This is a genomic window from Pseudomonas sp. EA_35y_Pfl2_R111, assembly GCF_963970955.1.
In the GTDB taxonomy this organism is placed as follows: Bacteria; Pseudomonadota; Gammaproteobacteria; order Pseudomonadales; family Pseudomonadaceae; genus Aquipseudomonas.
On the sequence record NZ_CAXAOM010000002.1, the window covers coordinates 759,970 to 777,827 of the forward strand.

At 60.9% G+C, this 17,858-nt stretch carries 14 protein-coding genes and 3 tRNA genes; 3 read left to right on the forward strand and 14 right to left on the reverse strand.

The window, feature by feature from the left end; all coding sequences use genetic code 11:
* The first annotated feature begins 163 nt into the window (after positions 1-163).
* Complete coding sequence (locus AACY25_RS12135) at positions 164-1,204, forward strand: AraC family transcriptional regulator (RefSeq protein WP_445262140.1); 1,041 nt, start codon at positions 164-166, stop codon at positions 1,202-1,204.
* Between the two features lie 287 nt (positions 1,205-1,491).
* Here the strand turns inward: AACY25_RS12135 and AACY25_RS12140 are convergent.
* From AACY25_RS12140 to gspE, 12 genes are all read right to left on the reverse strand, one after another.
* Positions 1,492-1,568, reverse strand: a tRNA-Asp gene (locus AACY25_RS12140).
* A gap of 100 nt (positions 1,569-1,668) precedes the next feature.
* Positions 1,669-1,745: transfer RNA gene (locus tag AACY25_RS12145), tRNA-Asp, on the reverse strand.
* A gap of 33 nt (positions 1,746-1,778) precedes the next feature.
* Positions 1,779-1,854, reverse strand: a tRNA-Val gene (locus tag AACY25_RS12150).
* Between the two features lie 125 nt (positions 1,855-1,979).
* Positions 1,980-2,495, reverse strand: a complete 516-nt coding sequence (locus AACY25_RS12155; RefSeq protein ID WP_339524794.1) for a type II secretion system protein M — start codon at positions 2,493-2,495, stop codon at positions 1,980-1,982.
* A gap of 2 nt (positions 2,496-2,497) precedes the next feature.
* On the reverse strand, positions 2,498-3,634 hold the full coding sequence (gene gspL / locus AACY25_RS12160; RefSeq protein WP_339524796.1) for a type II secretion system protein GspL: 1,137 nt from the start codon (positions 3,632-3,634) through the stop codon (positions 2,498-2,500).
* Positions 3,631-4,596 (reverse strand): type II secretion system minor pseudopilin GspK, encoded by a 966-nt coding sequence (gspK, locus tag AACY25_RS12165; RefSeq protein ID WP_339524798.1) that lies wholly within the window; start codon positions 4,594-4,596, stop codon positions 3,631-3,633. Before gspK ends, gspL begins: the two co-directional genes overlap by 4 nt.
* The gene (gspJ, locus tag AACY25_RS12170; RefSeq protein WP_339412003.1) at positions 4,593-5,279 is read right to left on the reverse strand and encodes a type II secretion system minor pseudopilin GspJ; all 687 of its coding nucleotides are present in this window, start codon (positions 5,277-5,279) and stop codon (positions 4,593-4,595) included. Before gspJ ends, gspK begins: the two co-directional genes overlap by 4 nt.
* Complete coding sequence (gspI, locus tag AACY25_RS12175) at positions 5,276-5,665, reverse strand: type II secretion system minor pseudopilin GspI (protein WP_339524800.1); 390 nt, start codon at positions 5,663-5,665, stop codon at positions 5,276-5,278. Before gspI ends, gspJ begins: the two co-directional genes overlap by 4 nt.
* Positions 5,662-6,204 (reverse strand): type II secretion system minor pseudopilin GspH, encoded by a 543-nt coding sequence (gene gspH / locus AACY25_RS12180; RefSeq protein WP_339524801.1) that lies wholly within the window; start codon positions 6,202-6,204, stop codon positions 5,662-5,664. The genes gspI and gspH overlap by 4 nt, the downstream gene beginning before the upstream one ends.
* A 5-nt stretch (positions 6,205-6,209) precedes the next feature.
* Positions 6,210-6,635: a type II secretion system major pseudopilin GspG gene (gene gspG, locus AACY25_RS12185; RefSeq protein ID WP_257778607.1), complete on the reverse strand. Its 426-nt coding sequence runs from the start codon at positions 6,633-6,635 to the stop codon at positions 6,210-6,212.
* 3 nt (positions 6,636-6,638) lie between these two features.
* Positions 6,639-7,856: a GspF family T2SS innner membrane protein variant XcpS gene (gene xcpS / locus AACY25_RS12190; protein WP_339524802.1), complete on the reverse strand. Its 1,218-nt coding sequence runs from the start codon at positions 7,854-7,856 to the stop codon at positions 6,639-6,641.
* Between the two features lie 3 nt (positions 7,857-7,859).
* Positions 7,860-9,347: a type II secretion system ATPase GspE gene (gene gspE / locus AACY25_RS12195; RefSeq protein ID WP_339412012.1), complete on the reverse strand. Its 1,488-nt coding sequence runs from the start codon at positions 9,345-9,347 to the stop codon at positions 7,860-7,862.
* 248 nt (positions 9,348-9,595) lie between these two features.
* Between gspE and AACY25_RS12200 the strand changes: the two genes are divergently transcribed.
* Both AACY25_RS12200 and gspD read left to right on the forward strand, forming a co-directional pair.
* The gene (locus tag AACY25_RS12200) at positions 9,596-10,240 is read left to right on the forward strand and encodes a type II secretion system protein N (protein WP_339412014.1); all 645 of its coding nucleotides are present in this window, start codon (positions 9,596-9,598) and stop codon (positions 10,238-10,240) included.
* A 4-nt stretch (positions 10,241-10,244) separates the two neighbouring features.
* A complete protein-coding gene (gene gspD / locus AACY25_RS12205) occupies positions 10,245-12,200 on the forward strand; it encodes a type II secretion system secretin GspD (protein WP_339412015.1) in 1,956 nt (651 codons plus the stop codon).
* 84 nt (positions 12,201-12,284) lie between these two features.
* On the opposite strand, the gene AACY25_RS12210 is transcribed toward gspD, so the two are convergent.
* Positions 12,285-15,029 carry a peroxidase family protein gene (locus AACY25_RS12210; RefSeq protein WP_339524803.1) on the reverse strand — a complete coding sequence of 915 codons (2,745 nt, stop codon included), beginning with the start codon at positions 15,027-15,029 and terminating at the stop codon, positions 12,285-12,287.
* A 137-nt stretch (positions 15,030-15,166) separates the two neighbouring features.
* The gene (locus AACY25_RS12215; RefSeq protein ID WP_339524804.1) at positions 15,167-17,806 is read right to left on the reverse strand and encodes a LuxR C-terminal-related transcriptional regulator; all 2,640 of its coding nucleotides are present in this window, start codon (positions 17,804-17,806) and stop codon (positions 15,167-15,169) included.
* Positions 17,807-17,858 lie beyond the last annotated feature (52 nt).

Consider the following 17,858-nt stretch of genomic DNA (forward strand, 5'->3'; position numbering starts at 1 on the left):
GGTCTAGACGATAATCAGCCGTGACGAACAGCTCAATGACTCAAAGTAACAACCTAATGATTAAAACGAGCAGTAACTCTTGGCAAAGTCCAAGCGTCTGCCTACCCTGACGACCCTATCTAGATGCCCGACCTTGAACGAGCGCAAACGGGATAACAACACGATGCTGAAAAGCACACGGGTCAAACTCGGCGATCTATCGGTCGGCTTTGTCGAAAGCCTGGCCGATGCCATGCGCCGTTGTGCCCATGACCCACAACCACTGCTCGAGAGTTACGATCTGGATGCTGCGCGCCTGGCCGAGCCGCGCGCGCGACTGTCGATTCCGCGCTATATGCGTCTGGGTCATAGCGCCATCCAGCAATGCGGCGAACCTGGCCTTGGCTTGCTGATGGGGCAAACCAGCCGCCTAAGCCAACTTGGCCTGGCCGGCGTAACGGCCATGCAGGCACCGACGGTGCGGGAAGCGGCGCGCGCGCTGATTCGCTTCGAACCGCTGTATGCCAGCAATTACCGCGGCCAATCCAGCCTGCACGAGGACAATCGGGGCGCCTGGTTGCGCTTCTATTCGATCAGCCCCTACAACGCCTACAACCGCTTCGTGGTCGACTCGGTACTGGCCAGCTGGGCACAACAGCTCAGCAAGCTAGCGCAGCAGCCACTGCCCGTGGAAAAAGTACAGATCGAATTTCCCGCGCCTGACTATGCGGCGCAGTACGGCGAACTGTTTGCCTGCCCGGTGGAGTTTGCCAGCGAGCACAACCAGCTGCGCTTGAGCCAGCAGAGCCTGAATATGCGCAACCCCGAGCACTGCCCAAGCACCTGGCTGCACCTGCTGGAAATCTGTGAGCGGGAACTGACGCAGCTGACCCGTACGCGCAACCTGCGCGAGCGCATTACTCAGCTGCTTGGCCCACTGCTGCACGGCCGCGAACCGGATCTGGCAGAAGTTGCCGCGCGCTTGCAGCTGCCGACCTGGACACTGCGGCGCAAGCTGGCCGAGGAAGGCACGCAGTTCCGCAGCATCCTCAACGACACCCGCCGCGACCTGGCCATGGCCTATATCCGCGATACCGAACTGGCCTTCGGCGAAATCGCCTACCTGCTCGGCTTTGCCTCCGCCGAAGCCTTCCAGCGGGCGTTCAAACGCTGGAACCAGCAAACCCCGGGCGAATATCGCCGCGAGCAGCGCAGGGCGCTCTAGCGCCTCTATAAATGATCAGAGTTCAGTAGCGTCTTCGTCTTTCTCGGGCACATCCTGCTCGGCGGCGCGGGTTTCCAGTAGCTCTTCTTGATAATCGTCCATTGCCTGTTCCTCCACTCGCTATGTCAGCAACCGCTCATTGCATAAACAAAGAGCATGCCAATCAAGCTAGAGCAGGCAGATGAACGCAAGATGACAGGTTGTCGCGTAACGCGTCTTCGGAGTGAAGACCTAGACGGCAGGCAATAAAAAACCCGCTGATATCGCTATCAGCGGGCTTTCTAATATGGCGCAGCGGACGGGACTCGAACCCGCGACCCCCGGCGTGACAGGCCGGTATTCTAACCGACTGAACTACCGCTGCATGTCGGTGGACTTGCGTCCGTACAACTCTTGCTTCGTCTGATGAAGCCGCCTGTTAGGGCTTTTCCATCTCAACCTGAGCGAACTCATGCTGGAAAATATGGCGCAGCGGACGGGACTCGAACCCGCGACCCCCGGCGTGACAGGCCGGTATTCTAACCGACTGAACTACCGCTGCGCGTCGGTGGACTTTCGTCCGGTTTCACAAGAGTGGTGGGTGATGACGGGATCGAACCGCCGACCCTCTGCTTGTAAGGCAGATGCTCTCCCAGCTGAGCTAATCACCCGCTGCTTGCGAGGCGCGAAATTTACGCAAGGGCCGCACCTAAGTCAACACCCTGCTTCAAGTTTTTCTAAATAAGTGCAAAAACCGCTACCCTCCCCAGGTGCCACTACGGGGCTCGCCGCACCATTATTGCGCCACCCGCAGACTTAGCCGAGCAGCTACCTTATTGTCGTCAGCGCGATCCAGCCCAGCCTCGACGATTTGCACGCCCTGCTCCTGCAGCACAGTGAACCAGCGCAGCAACTGGGCAAAAGGCGCCGGTTGCAGGTTGAGCTGCACGGCACCGTCGCCCGCATTGTCCAAACGCTCGATGGTCAGCCCCTGGGTTGCAGCCGTGGCCGTGACCATGCCTTGCAACCGCGACGGATCAATTGCCTGCTGCGGGGTACTGGCCAGATTACGCGCCGCCGGCGCCTGGCTATGCAGGTAGGCATTCAACTCGCGCTGTGTTTCAAATGCGCTACGCGCTGCGGCCAAACGCTCCTGCGTCGGCTGCCAGAGCGTCAGGTAGAGCAGCACCAGTAGCAGAAACGCGCCCAGGCTGCCCAGTGAGAATTGCTCACGCGGCGCCAAAGCGCGCCAGCGCTGCAACAACAGTGAATTATCCAACTGCGCGGTAAAGCCTTTGCCTTGCGAAACCATGCTCATCCTCCGATCACCACGCGCGCACTGACGCCTGCACCTTCCCGGCTGGCCGAGCCCAGCTGCACCGCCAGGCCGCTTTCCTGCAAGCGCTCACGCAGACGCTCCAGTTCGGCAAAGCCGGCAGCCTGTACCTGCATGGCTAGATCGCCACGTACTTCACTGAAATCCACCTGACTGATCTGCACCTGACCGCCCTCGGCAGCCAGCGCGCCGCTGACCTGGGCGAGCAAGCCGAGCAAACGAGCTTGCCCGCTGCCCGTCCCGGCCTGCAGATGCTGATCAAACTGCGCACGCAGGTTGACCAGCTTGCTGTCCTGCGGAAACAACTCTTTGTACAGCGCCGCGCTGGCGGCGGCGTACTCATCGGCCTGACGCTGCAGATGCCAGCCCTGCGCCAGATTTAACCCCCACTGCAGTACCAGCCACATACCGACCAACCCCAGCAATGGCCGCCAGCGTTGCCACTGGCCGCTACTGCTTTGCACGGCGAACTCGCCCTGGGCCAGGTTATTGCGCAGCGGCTGCTGAGCCAGCCAAACATAGGGATCGGCCACCGCCATGCCTTCATCCACCGGTTGCGGAGCAGGGTGCTGCGGGTCACACCAGGCAACCTGTGGCTGCACACACAAAGGACTCAGCTGCGGCCAGTCCTGCGCCTGCAGCGCCATCCGCGTGACATTCTCGCCGCCCAGCAACCAGCGACCGTGCAGCGGCAAGAGCGCAGTGCCTGGCCCAGGCAATAGATCGGCATCCACGGCAATCGCCTGCGGCGCTGTGGGGCACAACGCCAGCCAGCCGGCCAGCCAGCTGCGGCGCACGGCAAACACGCGATGACGGCCATCGGCTAATTGCTCGCCCAACGCCAGGTGCATCAGCTCGACTTCTTCGGCGAGCAGCTCCTCCACCGCAAACGGCAGCGCCTGACGCAACCAGCGGGCTTTGCGCGTCGGCAGATTGACCGCGCAGGAGGTGACAGCTTCGACTGGCAACACCAAGATCCAACTGCTACCCAGTTGCGTCTGCGCCTCACCGAATTCCAGGGTTTCGCTTACCCCGTCGGCCACCCACTGCACGGGTAGATCCGCCTGCGCGCCGGTACAGGCGGCGGGTGGCAGAAATACATAGGTCTGACTCATGGTTCGACTTCCTCAACGGGCACCGGCGGCATACCGCCCTGCCCCAAATCACGGGCTAGAACATACAGCTGACCATCGCTGGCGCGCTGCAAAGTGCTGCGTAAAACCTGACGACGCTCACCCACAGTGACTTCGCTGAGCACCTGAAAATACTGACTGCCTACCGCCAGGCCCTGGCTCTGCACCTGCAAGCCGCTGAGCTGCGCGGTAAAGCTCGGTAAATCACGATAGCCCTCACTGCCCCGCGCGGCGACCAGCCCCTGGGCGGTGCTCAGCGGCAATCCTTCAGCCACGCTGGCCAGCACCCGCGCGCTGGCGGTATTGACGTTAAGCGTGGCATCCGCCGGCAAGGCGCTGACATAGGGCGACAGGCGCTGGTAATCCGCCTCGGTCATTTCCAGCAACAGACGCAGCTCGGAAATATCCTTCAACTCCCGGTTGCCCGCGCGATAAGGCGGCTGCGCCAGCAGGTATTGATTGTCTTCCGCGCCGTAGCCGCCGCTGGGCTGATCGTCAGCGTCCAACCAATCAAGCAGGCGTTCGGCGTAAGGCGCTTCAATTTGCAGCCCCAGCAGCAGACGACGAAATTGCGCCACGGCGGCTTCATTAGGCTGCCCTTGGCGCAACAGGCTGTTGAGATTGAAACGCCCTGTCAGATCGGTGATCTGCACACGCAAGGCGCCACCTTCATCCAAGGAGTAAGGCGCACGGGCTTTGGCCCAGGCTTCGCCTGGGTGATCCACCGGCGCACGCGGGTCACCTTCACGCAAGTCACGCTGCAGAATGGCCTTGGCCAGCGTCTCGCCGCCCAGGGCGTAATGCCAGGCTTGGCGCACATGCAACTGGTTCGCGCTGCTGCGGATCGACAGTTGTTGACGGGCGATAATCCCCGCGCTGACCACCGTGACCACAGCCACTACCAGCAAGACGGTGATCAGCGCCATGCCGCGCTGCCGACTCATAAGCGCGGCTCCTCAGGAGTATCTTCAACGGGATCGTCTGGGCTCGGCTCAGGCGCTTGCTGCAGTCGCTTCGGCAAGCCTTCAGGTAGGCGCAACACACGACGTATCTCGCCATAGCGACGGTGCTCAAGCACCAGCTCAACGGCCTGCGGTAACAGCTTCAGTGCATCATCCGGATCATTACCCAGCGGCGGCCAACTGGTCTGCCAGCTGCCCTCCTGGTCCAGATAGCGCAATTGCATGTGGGTCACCCCATCGAGCGCGGTTTGCACCTGCGGCTGACTGTCCTGCGCCTGATCCAGCACCGTCCAATAGTGACGCTGCCACTGCTCACCACTAAGTTGCCAGCGCACGCGCTGCAGACTGGAGCGTTGCTGCGCAAGGGGGTTACGCCAGCCGCTACGGGTCAGTTCCAGAGCGGGGCTATCGAGGTCGTCACCGAGCAAAGCAGCGCGTGGATCGCCAAAAGCGTCACGCGTGGGCCGGGCTTGTACCTGCAACACATCGCGCTCGAATGCGGCCATGGCGCGCACCAGCTCGCGTAGTTGCATCTCATGGGCGCGGGTGACTTTGTCGGTTTGCAGCACGCTATCTAGCATGCGGTAAGTACCCAACCCCAACAGAGCAAAGATGGCGATAGCAATCAGCAATTCGAGCAGGGTAAAGCCGCGTGCCGCTCTCATTGCAGCACCCCGAGAAAACCATTCAGGCTGACCACCGCGCGCTCACGTACATCACCGCCCAAGCGCCCCTGCTCTGAGGGCGCGACCCACAAGGTGACGCGGCGCATATCCGCCTCGCTGGTGACCAGCACCTCGCTTTGCCACTGCCAGCGCCGCCCGGCGAAATCCACCTCGCCCTGGTCACGGCCATCAGCAACCGGAGTCTTCGACAACTGCAACTCCGTCAGCTGGTTATCGGCGATCCACATGGCCAGTGTTTTTTCTTCTAGACGCGAGGCGGTTTGCAGGCTGCGTGCGGTGGCGGTCAGTACGCTGGCTGCAACCAGTGCGAAAATCGCCAGGGCCACCAACACCTCGAGCAGGGTAAAACCGCCTGCACGCTTCATCGTTTGCGCCCTGCTGGTTGTTCACTCTCGACCTTGGGTAACTGAAAACCGTCGCTGACCAATTGCAGGCGCAAACCATCGGCGCGGCGCTCGGCCAGGCGCAAACGAAACGGGCTGATTTCCCCACTGGACAGCAACAACAACTGCGGCGTCAGAGCGCCTTTGCTTGGCTCCTCGTCGTCAGGAAGAGGCAGCTCTAGGGCTGCACCTTCCAGCTCGACGCTCAGCTCAGCCCAGCCCGGCAATTTATGGGGTTTGCCCGACATCGCCTGCCAGCTTTGCTTCGCCGAGTCGTAGCGCAGTACTTGGTAGGCCTCACGACTAAGCAACAGGCCGTATTCCTGGTTATCCAGCACCGCTTCTTCGGCCAGCACGCCAATCAGCCCAGCCAGCCGTTCGGCTTCGTTATGCAACTCGCGCCCAGGACCGGCGATGCCCACACTGAGCACCGCAATACCGATCAGGCTGCCGAGAATCACCAGCACCACCAGCAGTTCGATCAGGGTAAAGCCCCCAGCCTGGCTCGGTTGCTGGCGCATGGGAATCAGAGGTCCCAGTTACCGATATCGGCATCCTGATCGCTGCCACCTTCCTTGCCGTCAGCGCCCAGCGAATACAGGTCGAAAGCACCCTTGGTGCCCGGCGCCAGGTATTGGTAGACGTTGCCCCACGGATCGACAGGCAGGCGCTTGAGGTAGCCGTCGCGATTCCAGTTCTTCGGCTGCGGGTTACCGGATGGTTTTTTCACCAGCGCTTCCAGGCCTTGCTGGGTACTCGGGTAGGCATGGTTATCCAGTTTGTACATATCCAGCGCGGCCGCCACGGCCTTGATATCACCCTTGGCCACGGTGACCTTGGCCTGATCGGGCCGGCTCATCACCTGCGGCACCACCAAGGCGGCGAGGATGCCGAGGATCACCACCACCACCATAATTTCGATCAGCGTAAAACCGCTTTGACGCTTATTCACTGTTTACCCCACTAATTGATTGAGAGACAAAATCGGCAGCAGAATGGCCAGTACGATCACCAGCACCACCGCCCCCATAAAGACCAGCATAAAGGGCTCGAACAGCCCCACCAGCAGTGCCACCTGGGCACCCAAATCGTTTTCCTGATTGCGCGCGGTGCGGGCCAGCATCTGGTCCAGCTCGCCGGAGCGTTCGCCGCTGGCGATCATGTGCAGCATCATCGGCGGAAACTGACCGCTGGCCTCCAGCGCACGAGTCAGGCTGCCACCCTCGCGCACCTTCTGCGCGGCAATCACCACGTCAGCACGAATCACCCGATTGGCAATTACCTGCGCACCGATGCCCAGGGCTTCAACCAACGGAACACCGCTGCGGGTCAGAATGGCCAGGGTCGAAGCAAACCGTGCGCAGTCTGTGGCGCGAATCAAGCGGCCCACCAGCGGGATGCGCAGCAGAAAGCCGTGCCAGCGCGCCTTGACCGCATCATCACGCAACGCCCAGCGCAGGGCGAACACGCCCAGGATGGCGAGCATCACCGCCAGCCAGCCCCAACCTTTGACCCAATCGCTCAGGGCAATCAGACCGCGAGTCAGCGCCGGCAGCGTTTGCCCGGAGTCGACAAACACCCGCACCACATCCGGCACCACATAACCGAGTAGGAAACCGACGATCAGCAACGACGCGCACATCAGAATCAGCGGATAGAGCAGTGCCAGCTGAATTTTCTGCCGCGACTGCTGGCGTTGTTCGGTGTAGTCGGCCAACTGCTCCAGCACCGGGCCAAGGTGGCCAGCATGCTCGCCCGCCGCCACCGTGGCGCGGTACAGCTCAGGGAAAGCCGAGGGGAATTCTTTCAGGCTGCTGGCCAAATCATGACCCTCCAGCACCCGCGCACGCACTGCCAGTAGCATGCTCTGAATACGCGGGGAGCTGGCTTGGGCCGCCGCCGCACGTAGGGCTTCCTCGATCGGCAGCGCCGCCTGCACCAGCGTCGCCAATTGACGAGTGATCAATGCCAGATCGCGAGCCGAAATACCGCGAGCAAAACTGAAGTGCGAACCCGCGCCAGCATGTTCCCGGGTACGCGTGGCTTTGACATCCAGCGGCGCCAGCTGTCGCTCACGCAGAATCTGCCGTACCTGGCGCGCGCTGTCGGCTTCCAGTACGCCTTTCTGCTGGCGACCTTTGCCATCGAGGGCGAGGTATTCGAAGGCGGCCACGCCCTATTCCTCTCGCGTCACGCGCAATACTTCCTCGACCGTAGTCGCCCCCTCCAGCACCTTGCGCCGGCCATCCTCACGGATGCTCGGGCCGAGGGTGCGGGCGTGGCGAGTCATGTCCTGCTCGGAGGCGGCGTTGTGAATCAAGGTGCGCAAGTGGTCATCGAACACCACCAGCTCGTAGATGCCAGTACGGCCGCGGTAGCCCTGCTGATGGCACTCGGCGCAGCCGCGGGCGTGATACAGGGTCGGCGGCTGTGCGAACGGCACCCCGAGCAATGTGCACTCGGCCTCGTCGGCCTGATAGGCCTCTTTGCAATGCGGACAGAGCACCCGCACCAGGCGCTGGGCCAACACGCCGAGCAATGATGAAGACAGCAGGAATGGTTCGATGCCCATATCCACCAGGCGGGTAATCGCGCCAATCGCACTGTTGGTGTGCAGGGTCGAAAGTACCAAGTGGCCAGTCAACGAAGCCTGCACGGCAATTTCGGCAGTTTCCTTGTCGCGAATCTCGCCGACCATCACCACGTCCGGGTCCTGACGCAGAATGGCGCGCAGGCCGCGGGCGAAGGTCATATCGACTTTGGAATTGACCTGGGTCTGGCCGATGCCTTCTAGGTGATATTCGATCGGGTCTTCGACAGTGAGAATATTGCGTGTACGGTCATTCAGGCTGACCAGGCTGGCGTACAGCGTAGTGGTCTTACCCGAGCCGGTAGGCCCGGTGACCAGCAGAATGCCGTGGGGCTTGCGCACAGTGGCTTCCATCTGATCGCGGTCACGCGCGCTCATGCCCAGGTGCTGCAAATTGAGGCGCCCGGCCTGTTTGTCGAGCAAGCGCAACACCACCCGCTCGCCATTGGCCGACGGCAGGGTCGAGACCCGCACATCCACCTCGCGCCCACCCACCTTCAGGGAGATTCGCCCGTCCTGGGGGATGCGCTTCTCGGCAATATCCAGACGCGCCATAACCTTGATCCGCGAAACCAGTAAGGCCGCCAACTCACGCTTGGGCTCCAGCACCTCACGCAGCACACCATCCACCCGAAAACGCACCACGAGGCGTTTTTCGAAGGTTTCCAGGTGAATATCCGAGGCGTTTTCCTTGATCGCTTCACCGAGGATGGCGTTGATCAAGCGGATGATCGGCGCGTCGTCTTCCTGCTCCAGCAGGTCTTCGGTTTCCGGCACCTGCTCGGCCAGCGCTGCCAGATCCAGACTGCCGCCAATATCCTCGGCCAGCTGCATGGAGGCAGAGTCATGTTGATAGGCCTTGGCCATGGCCTGCTCGAAGGCCTCTGGCGACAGCGCGTGCAGCGGCAGCTGCGCACCGACAAAGCGCTGCGCCTCGCTCAGCGCCACCAGTTCGGCCCCCATGCGATAAGCCAGGCAAGGTAGGCCATTCTCAACGACGAGAACCACACCGTGACGCCTGGCAAAGCTGAAGGGTAAACGCCGTGATGGCACTTCTGTAAGCAACGCATTCATCCGTAATATGCCTTAAGCACAGGAGTTGATACTGGCCCCAGGACATCAAGCGAAGGCTCAAAAACTGGGGTTTTGCAATATAGTTGTTGTAAGTTAGCCGCAATAGAGCGAAAAACAGCGCGCTATCTTTAGCACATTGAACTGGTCGACACACTACCCCAACCAGGGGCTGCCAAATGCTTGGCAAATGTCTATGATCAGCGCGCGAACCACACCACATAATAATAAGTTACGGAGTGACGCCCCCTTTGCAAGTTCTGGTTCCCCAACGCTGGTTACAGCGCCAGGCCACCTCCCTCGCTGGCATCGTGCTGATTCTTGTTATGAGCGTCAGCCTGGCGTGGCAGAGTGCTGATTGGCTGCGCCTGCTGCGCGCGCCGGTGGTTGCCAGCAACAACAGCGCAAACGAAGCCCCCGTGATTGCACTCAATCCCGAGATTGGCCAACTGTTCGGTGCCAGCAGTATCGCCAGTGATGGCCCCGCCCCCAGCACCAACCTGCGTCTGACACTGCTCGGCAGCTTTGTGCATACCGATCCGCAACGTTCTACTGCCATCATCCTCAGCGAAGGTGGCACTGCCCAGCGCTACAGCATCGACAGTGAAATCAGCAGCGGTGTGCGCTTGCATTCGGTGGCCGCCGACCGCGTCGAGCTGATCCGTAATGGTCGCCGAGAGAGCCTCAGTTTTCCGCTGAATAGCTCAATCACCAGTAGCCCGCAAAACTATGCCCCGGACGCCACGGCTGACCCGCTTGAGCAGCTTAACGAGATGGAATCCGACGACCTGAGCCAATTGCGTGAGCGTATGGATGCCCTACGCCAGCAGATGCAGGACTCCGGCAGCCTGCCTGAGACTGCAGAACCCACCGAACAGCCCATGGAAGACAACTGACACGATGACTCCGACTCTCTCGCGCCTTACCTTCGCCCTGCTGGCCGCTGGCCTGGTTTTTAGCCCGCTGCCGCTGAGCGCTGCCGTTACAGCTGTCGCGCCGAGTGCCAGCCAGCAAGAAGAAAGCTGGACCATCAACCTCAAGGGCGCCGATATCCGTGAGTTTATCGACCAGGTCGCGCAGATCAGCGGGCAGACTTTTGTTGTCGATCCACGGGTCAAGGGTCAGGTCAGTGTGGTGTCCAATAGCCCGCTGACGCTGACCGAGGTTTATCAGCTGTTTCTCTCGGTGATGGCCACACACGGCTTTAGCGTGATTACCCAAGGCGATCAGGCGCGCATCGTGCCCAACGCCGAGGCCAAAGCTGATGCCGATAGCGGACGCAACGCACCGGACCGTCTTGAAACTCGACTGATCCAGGTGCAGCACGGCTCAGCCACCGAGCTGATTCCACTGATTCGCCCGCTGGTACCGCAATACGGCCACCTGGCGGCGATCAGCAGCGCCAATGCGATCATCATCAGCGACCGCACGGCCAATATCGAACGCATCCAAGACCTGCTGCGCCAGCTCGACCAGAAGGGCCAGAACGATTACAGCGTGCTCAATCTGCAGCATGCCTGGGTCATGGACACCGCCGAAGTACTGCGCAGCGCCGTGGATCGCGGCCAGGCCAAGGGCGCTTCTGGCACCCAGGTGATCGCCGATGGCCGCACCAACCGCCTGATTCTGCTCGGCCCACCGGCGGCGCGAGCCAAACTGGTGGCCCTGGCGCAATCGCTGGACAGCCCCACCAGCCGCTCTGCCAACACCCGAGTAATCCGCTTGCGTCATGGTGATGCAAAGAGCCTGGCAGAAACCCTGGGCGAGATTTCCGAAAAACTTAAACCGGAAGCCGGCGGCGAAACCACCGGCAAACCGCAGACCATCCTGATCCGCGCGGATGAGAGCCTCAACGCCCTGGTGCTGCTGGCCGAACCGGATGTGGTGGCGACCCTGGAAGACATCGTGCGCCAGCTCGACGTGCCGCGCGCCCAGGTGATGGTCGAAGCGGCGATTGTAGAAGTCTCCGGCGATATCACCGACGCCCTCGGCGTACAGTGGGCCGTGGATGGCCGTGGCAGCACCGGCGGCCTGGGCGGTACCAACTTCAGCGGCACCGGGCTGTCAGTCGGACGGGTCTTGCAAGCCATTCAGGACAGCGGCAACGACAGCGGCAGCGATAACAACACCCTGGCCAACCTGCCGGACGGCGCAATCATCGGCCTGGGCACTGACAGTTTTGGTGTGCTAATTACCGCACTATCGGCCAACAGCAAGAGCAATCTGCTGTCCACACCGAGCCTGCTGACCCTGGACCACCAGAAGGCGGAAATCCTGGTCGGGCAGAACGTGCCGTTCCAAACCGGCTCCTTTACCACCAACAGCTCGGGCGCTGACAACCCCTTCACCACCATCGAGCGTCAGGATATCGGCGTGACCCTGAAAGTCACTCCGCATATCAACGATGGCGCGAGCCTGCGCCTGGAAATCGAGCAGGAAATCTCCTCCATCGCACCCACCAGCCAAGGCGTTAACGCTGTCGATCTGATCACCAATAAGCGCTCGATCAAAAGCACCATCCTCGCCGAAAACGGCCAGGTCATCGTGCTCGGCGGACTGATTCAGGATGACGTGACCCAGGCTGACTCCAAGGTACCCTTGCTCGGCGATATTCCGCTGCTCGGCCGGCTGTTTCGCTCGACCAAGGAAACCCGGATCAAGCGCAATCTGATGGTCTTCCTGCGTCCAACCGTGATCCGCGATGCGGCCGGTATGGCGGCGTTATCCGGGAAGAAATACAGCGACATCCGCGTGCTTGGCGATATCCGCGAGAACTACCGTCCCGGCATTCTGCCGCGCGACCCGGTGCAACTGTTCGACCAAGGCGAGCCTGAGGCTATTGATCTGCGCGAATAACCTCTCGGCAGCACGCACAGAGCAGCACAGAAACTAAAAGGCCTCGGTAGATACCGAGGCCTTTTGCTTTAGCGCGATAAACCCTTACTTGTCTTCATTACGCTGGTGCTTGAAGAACACCCCGTTGTCGCCGAACGCCGAGGCGATAAAGGCCGAGGTCAGCTCCATCTCGCCAATTTTCACCGCACTGTTGCGCCGCTGGGCGGCGTAGTTGCGGCTGATGGACGGAATGATCGAGGTCTTGATCTCCATCGACGTGGCATACACGTCATAGACCTTGGTGCCGGCATTTAGGGTCAGCAGGTCCGTACGGAAATCATGCGCGGTGCTGGCGAAGCGGTTGCGTAACTCCGTGCGCGGCACAAAGTAGATCTGCGTCGGCGCCTTGGGCTTGGCTACCGCCGCGCCTGCCTGGGTGACTTCGGCCATGTCGTTGAGCAGCAGCAAGGTCGGCTTCAAACTCACGGCCGAGAACAGAATTGTGGTGCCCAGGGTGTCGTTGACTTCCGGCACCACGTACTGCGACAGCTCGTTGGCGAAGAAGTTATGGTTGGCGCCCTGCCCGCTCAGGGTGTACAGCGCCGAGACGTTCTCCGACGGTTTGCCATCGACGAAAGCCTTCCACGCCAGGCCTGGCGCGAAGCCGCGATCGGCTGGATCACCCGTCACCGACAAACGCAGCAGACCGCTATCAGAGCCCTGGAACAGGCCGCTGTAAGGGTTGTTTGGCACCGCAACAAACTTGACCTTGGCCATCACGCCATGGGGATGAATCGGTTTCTCATAGCCGGCCGGTGCCACATCGCTGCGCACCTTTACCTTGTTCCACAGAATCGAGCCGATCAGCCCACCTATATTGGCGCGCTGCAACGCCGGCAGCTGGTCAGCGGCATACTGAGTGCGCAGCGCACCGTTGACCCAGAGGTTTTCCTGCTTGTTGGCCCCTGGCCAGCTTTCGTAGTCCGCTGGAATATTCAGCCCCCAGGGTTTGAAGGCGTTTTCCACGCCCGCCAGACTGGTTTGCAGCTGCGGATTATGCCGGCGCAGCACATCGACCATGGTGGTGTGCTCGACCCAGTCGATCCCTTCCTGGGTGTACACCTCCGGGCGGTAGTCCTTGGTGTAGAAGCGGTCGGCCATCAGGCGCCGTGAAGCGTTCATGATAAAGATCTGGAACGCCGTTTCACCGAAGGCAAAGCCCTCAGGACGCACGGTTTCCGCCAACTGGCCGACCAGGGTATCGATCTTCTCGATGTCGTTGTTGTACAGGCGCTTGAGCTCGGCGAGGGTCGCAGCGTCCTTGGTCAGGTCCTCGAACTTGGTGATTGGCTTAAGACCAATCTGCCGGCGGAACTCGTTATAACGCGGCACACCACGCTCGCGGTCACGCAACACGTCGATGGCGGCCAGGTCGATATCGCCCACAAGTGGCATCGACAGGTTACGCAGGAAGTTCGGGTAGTTGTTCAGCGTCAGCGAACCCGGATTGGTGATGCCGAAGGAGTACCACAGGCGCTCCGGGCGCTCGTCGTTAAGCAGGTTTTCGGCGTCGCGGTCACGGGTGTTCTGCAGCGCGATGGTGCGCGAAACCTGATTCGAGCCAATGTCGTACACCTGCACGTTATCGCGCATCAAAGGGTGCATGCGGTACACCGCGACGAACTCTTCGGTGAGGGTGAACGGCACGCCGTAGTTGTTCGGCGCAGTGGAGCCGACGATGCCGGTCAGGGCGTGGTCGATGGCGCTGTTGCCAACACCCGGCGCAACGTTGGGGTCGAAACCGAGGATACGTTTTACGAAGGAATCGGACTTAGCCAGGTCCGCCTGGAGCATGCGCACTTCGGCCTGGAAGTCATCACGCGGGCCGCCCTGGCCGAGCAGGCCCCACCAGTTGGAATACATGGCGCGCTCGGTGATCGGGTTGGCGATCACCGCCGGGGTCCATTCCACGGTGTGGATCTTGGCCATCAGCGCCGAGTTGATCAGCCGTGCGCGGTCATATAGCCACTGGTCGCTCTGCGCCGGGTACTTTTGCTTGAGCTTGCTGGCGATGGCGTTGTGTTCGAGGGTGAACAGCTGATGCAGCATGCTCAGGCCCACCCACCAGTTCTCGTTGAAGCCGGTTACCGGTTTACCGCTGAGCAGCTCGGTAGGCAGGGTGCCGTTGGCATTGACCTTAAGCTTGCCGTCAACAAACGAGCGCACCTTGTCGTTGGTTTCCTTGCTGCTGCCATACAGCTGCGAGCCGTCCCACCAGTGGGTATTGTGGTTGCGGTAGGTTTGCGGTTTGCCGGTGTCACTGCTGCTGCGCGTCGGGTCAGGCTGCGTGCGCTTGACCGACATATTGCCGCTGCCCAGCACATCGCCTGGGGGCAGCGGGAACTGGATCGGCTCGGCGTCGGCATTCGGTCCATGATCGAACCAGTCGTGCACCATAAATTGAATCCAGGCAGCGGCGATAAAGTTCAGGCTCGGCGCTGGTTTGAATTCCTCGCGCGCCATCAGGCTGTTACTAACCTCACGCGGGTTGGGCGTGAGCAAGGTGCTGGTCTCGCCCTGGGTCACCGCCGGGTTGACGTTACGGCCAAAGCGCCGATACACCGAACCCTCGGCTGGGTTGCTGAGAATATTGCAGGTGCCATCCTCGGTGCGGGCCGCCAGGCTGCGCGCATCACAGGTGATATCGGCGTTATAGCCCGCGTAATTTTCAACATCGAAGAGGTTGTTCTCGAACAACGCCTGGCGCTCAACGGCCAGCACCAGTAGCCCAGAGACTACGCCCAACGTTCCCAGCTTGGTCAAAGCTGGCCAAGTGACCCATACCGACATGGCTATTTCTCCCGTTTTATTGTTGTAGGGACAAGGCGGCTACTGACATAGCAGCGCAGGATCAAGCCTATCGACGGGTATGGCGCAACGCCCCCTTCCAGCGGAGGGGCTATGGCCAATCAGTTATGCAGCAATATCTAGTTGAGCGACGCGCGCGGCCGTACGGCGAGAATCGCCTCGGTGCGGCTGGAGACATTGAGCTTGGAGTAGATGTTCTTCAGGTGCCATTTGGTGGTGGACAAGGCGATACCGGTTTTCTCGCTGATCTGGGTGTTCGACAGGCCGCTAAGCAGGCACTCGAATACTTCCACCTCTCGCCCGGTCAACAAGCCGCTGGCCAATGCACCGACTGGCGGAGCAGCCGGAATGCCCTGAAGAAACTCACCGTAGTGCTCACGGTATTTGTCCGGCACTACCAGTAACCCGGACTGCGCCAGGTCCAGTACACCGGTGGCAAAGCCTGGTGCCTCATCGAATACCGAGCGGTTGATATTGACGATGCCATAGGTCTCAACCAACCCAGCCAGAGTCGCCAGTTGCTGATTCTTGCTCTGGGTGGGCGCCGCCAACACCAGGCGGTTGGCTTCGACAATCAGCAACCGAGCGCGCATTTCGCTTTGCCGTAACGAGGCCGCCAACACCTTGAGAATCCGCCCAGCATGAGCCTGTGCGCCACGCGCCTGCAGCCAATAGACACAGGCCAAACCCACGCGCTCCCAGTTTTCGTCATAGGTGCGCACACTCTCCCACTCCCCTGCCTGCAGCCGCGCTGGCAGGTCAAAACGCTGAGCCACGGCGTCCATGGCGGCGGGCTTACCGCTCAGGTACGCCTGACGCATACTTTCCTGGGTCACCTGGCTGACAAAGCGCGCGTAGTTGCCTAGTTGCAGGATGCATGACAAATGGTCGAGCAAACGGCTCGCGCGTGCCGTCTGCTGCTGACGATGCAGCAACCGCGACAGGGTGATATAGACCGTAGCAATCGCCTCGGTGGCCGAGGACGAGTTGACCATTGCCATCAACTCCTCACACAGCTGCTGCGCCTCGACCAGCTGATTCTGCTCGTACAGCACCACCACCATGGCCGTGGCGCGGTTAACCCAGGCTGGAGCGGCTTTGTCGGTACGCTGGTAATCGCTGCACACTTCCTTGCGCGCATGGGTGGCGCGCCCAGCGTTGCGGTGGCAGAGCGCGATAATCAGATCGGTGTAGCTCTCCAGAAAGCTATGCCCGCACTGCGCGAGCAACTGCTTGGACTCGCTGGCGAAACGGATGGCGTCCTGCAGGCGCGCCGCCAATAGATGCCAGTAGGCAATCACCACCAAGGTGCAGGCGCGGATTTCTAGCTCCTGGCCCACCTTGAGCAACTCACGCCAGGCGCACGGCAGCACAAAGTCTTTGTCCTGCTCGAACAGGCCCAACAACAGCGCAAGAAACTGCCGGGTGGCGGGTTCTAGGTTCGCGACAGAGGCGCTTCGGCCCAGACTGTCGAGTAACTCCAGATAGTAATGCGCCTGATGAAAACGCCTCGACAGTGACAAAGCCGCGACCAGCCAACCGAGCAATTTTGGCTGCGCCAGCAGCAGCGACTCAGGCAATGGCTCCAGCCAGCGCAAGATGTCGCCGAGCTGCCCGCTGCGCACCCAACACGCGCAACTGTTCTCCAGCATCTCGAGAAACAGCGCCTGATTCGTGCAGCGCTGAGCATGCTGCAACGCCTGCTCATACTCGCCCAGGCTCAAGTAATAGTCGGCCGCACGGCTGTGCAGCTGATCCAGGCGTACGTATTTCTCGACCTGCAGGCGGCGACAGAGAAAATCCTGCAATAGGGCGTGAAAGCGAAACCAGCCGGGCTCGTTCTCTACCGGCAGCAAGAACAGCTGACGCTCAGCCAACTCTTCAAGCAGTAACGCCGAGCCCGTGCGCTGCATCACATGATCGCAAAGCGCGCCGTCAAATCGTTCAAACAAGCCACTGCACAGCAGAAACTCACGCAGGTTCGGCGACAATTGGCGCAGCACTACATGGCCGAAATAATCGACGATTTCCGGCTGGCTGCCGTTAAAGCGCTGCAGCGCCTGAGTGCCAAAACGCGCATAGGCCAGCAGGGCAATCTTCACCCCCGCCACCCAGCCTTCGGTCATGCCCAGCAGGCTGTCGACATACTCCTGGCTAAGCACCTGACCGCCCAAATAGGTATTGAGCAGTTGCACCTGCTCGGCAGACAGACGCAGGTCATGCTGATCAATACACAGCAGGCGGTTTTCCAGCTTCAGTTGGCTTAGGGCAAACCCCGGGTGATTGCGGCTGGCTATGATCAGGTGAACATGGGCTGGCAGCTTGTCGAGCAGCGCCGCCATCACTTCAAGAATGTTGCGCGAGTCGATCCATTGAAAATCGTCGAACACGATAAACAGCGGCCCGTCGACACGCGCCAGGGCATCACCGAGCAGCTCACTCAATAACTGCGGAGAAAGGCTCGAAGCCACCGCCAAAGGGTTGAACCAGGACGTATCGAAATCGCCCACCTGGGCGCGAATGCTGTCAGCCAGACGACGGAAAAAACACAGCGGATCGTTGTCCCGCGCTTGCAGCGGGTAATGCACCATCACCGCAGCGCAACAACCGCGCCAGTGTTGCAACAGGGTCGACTTTCCCGAGCCGGCCGGGGCCAGCAGCAGCGTCAGGGCAAAGTCTTCACTGCGCGCCAACAGTTCCAGCAAGCTCTGGCGGAGGACACCATTGGCAGGCAGTACACACGGCGGAAGTCGGTCCATCAGGCAGACCCTATTGTTTTTATTCGTGCGGTCAGACCGCGCTGGCGGTGGA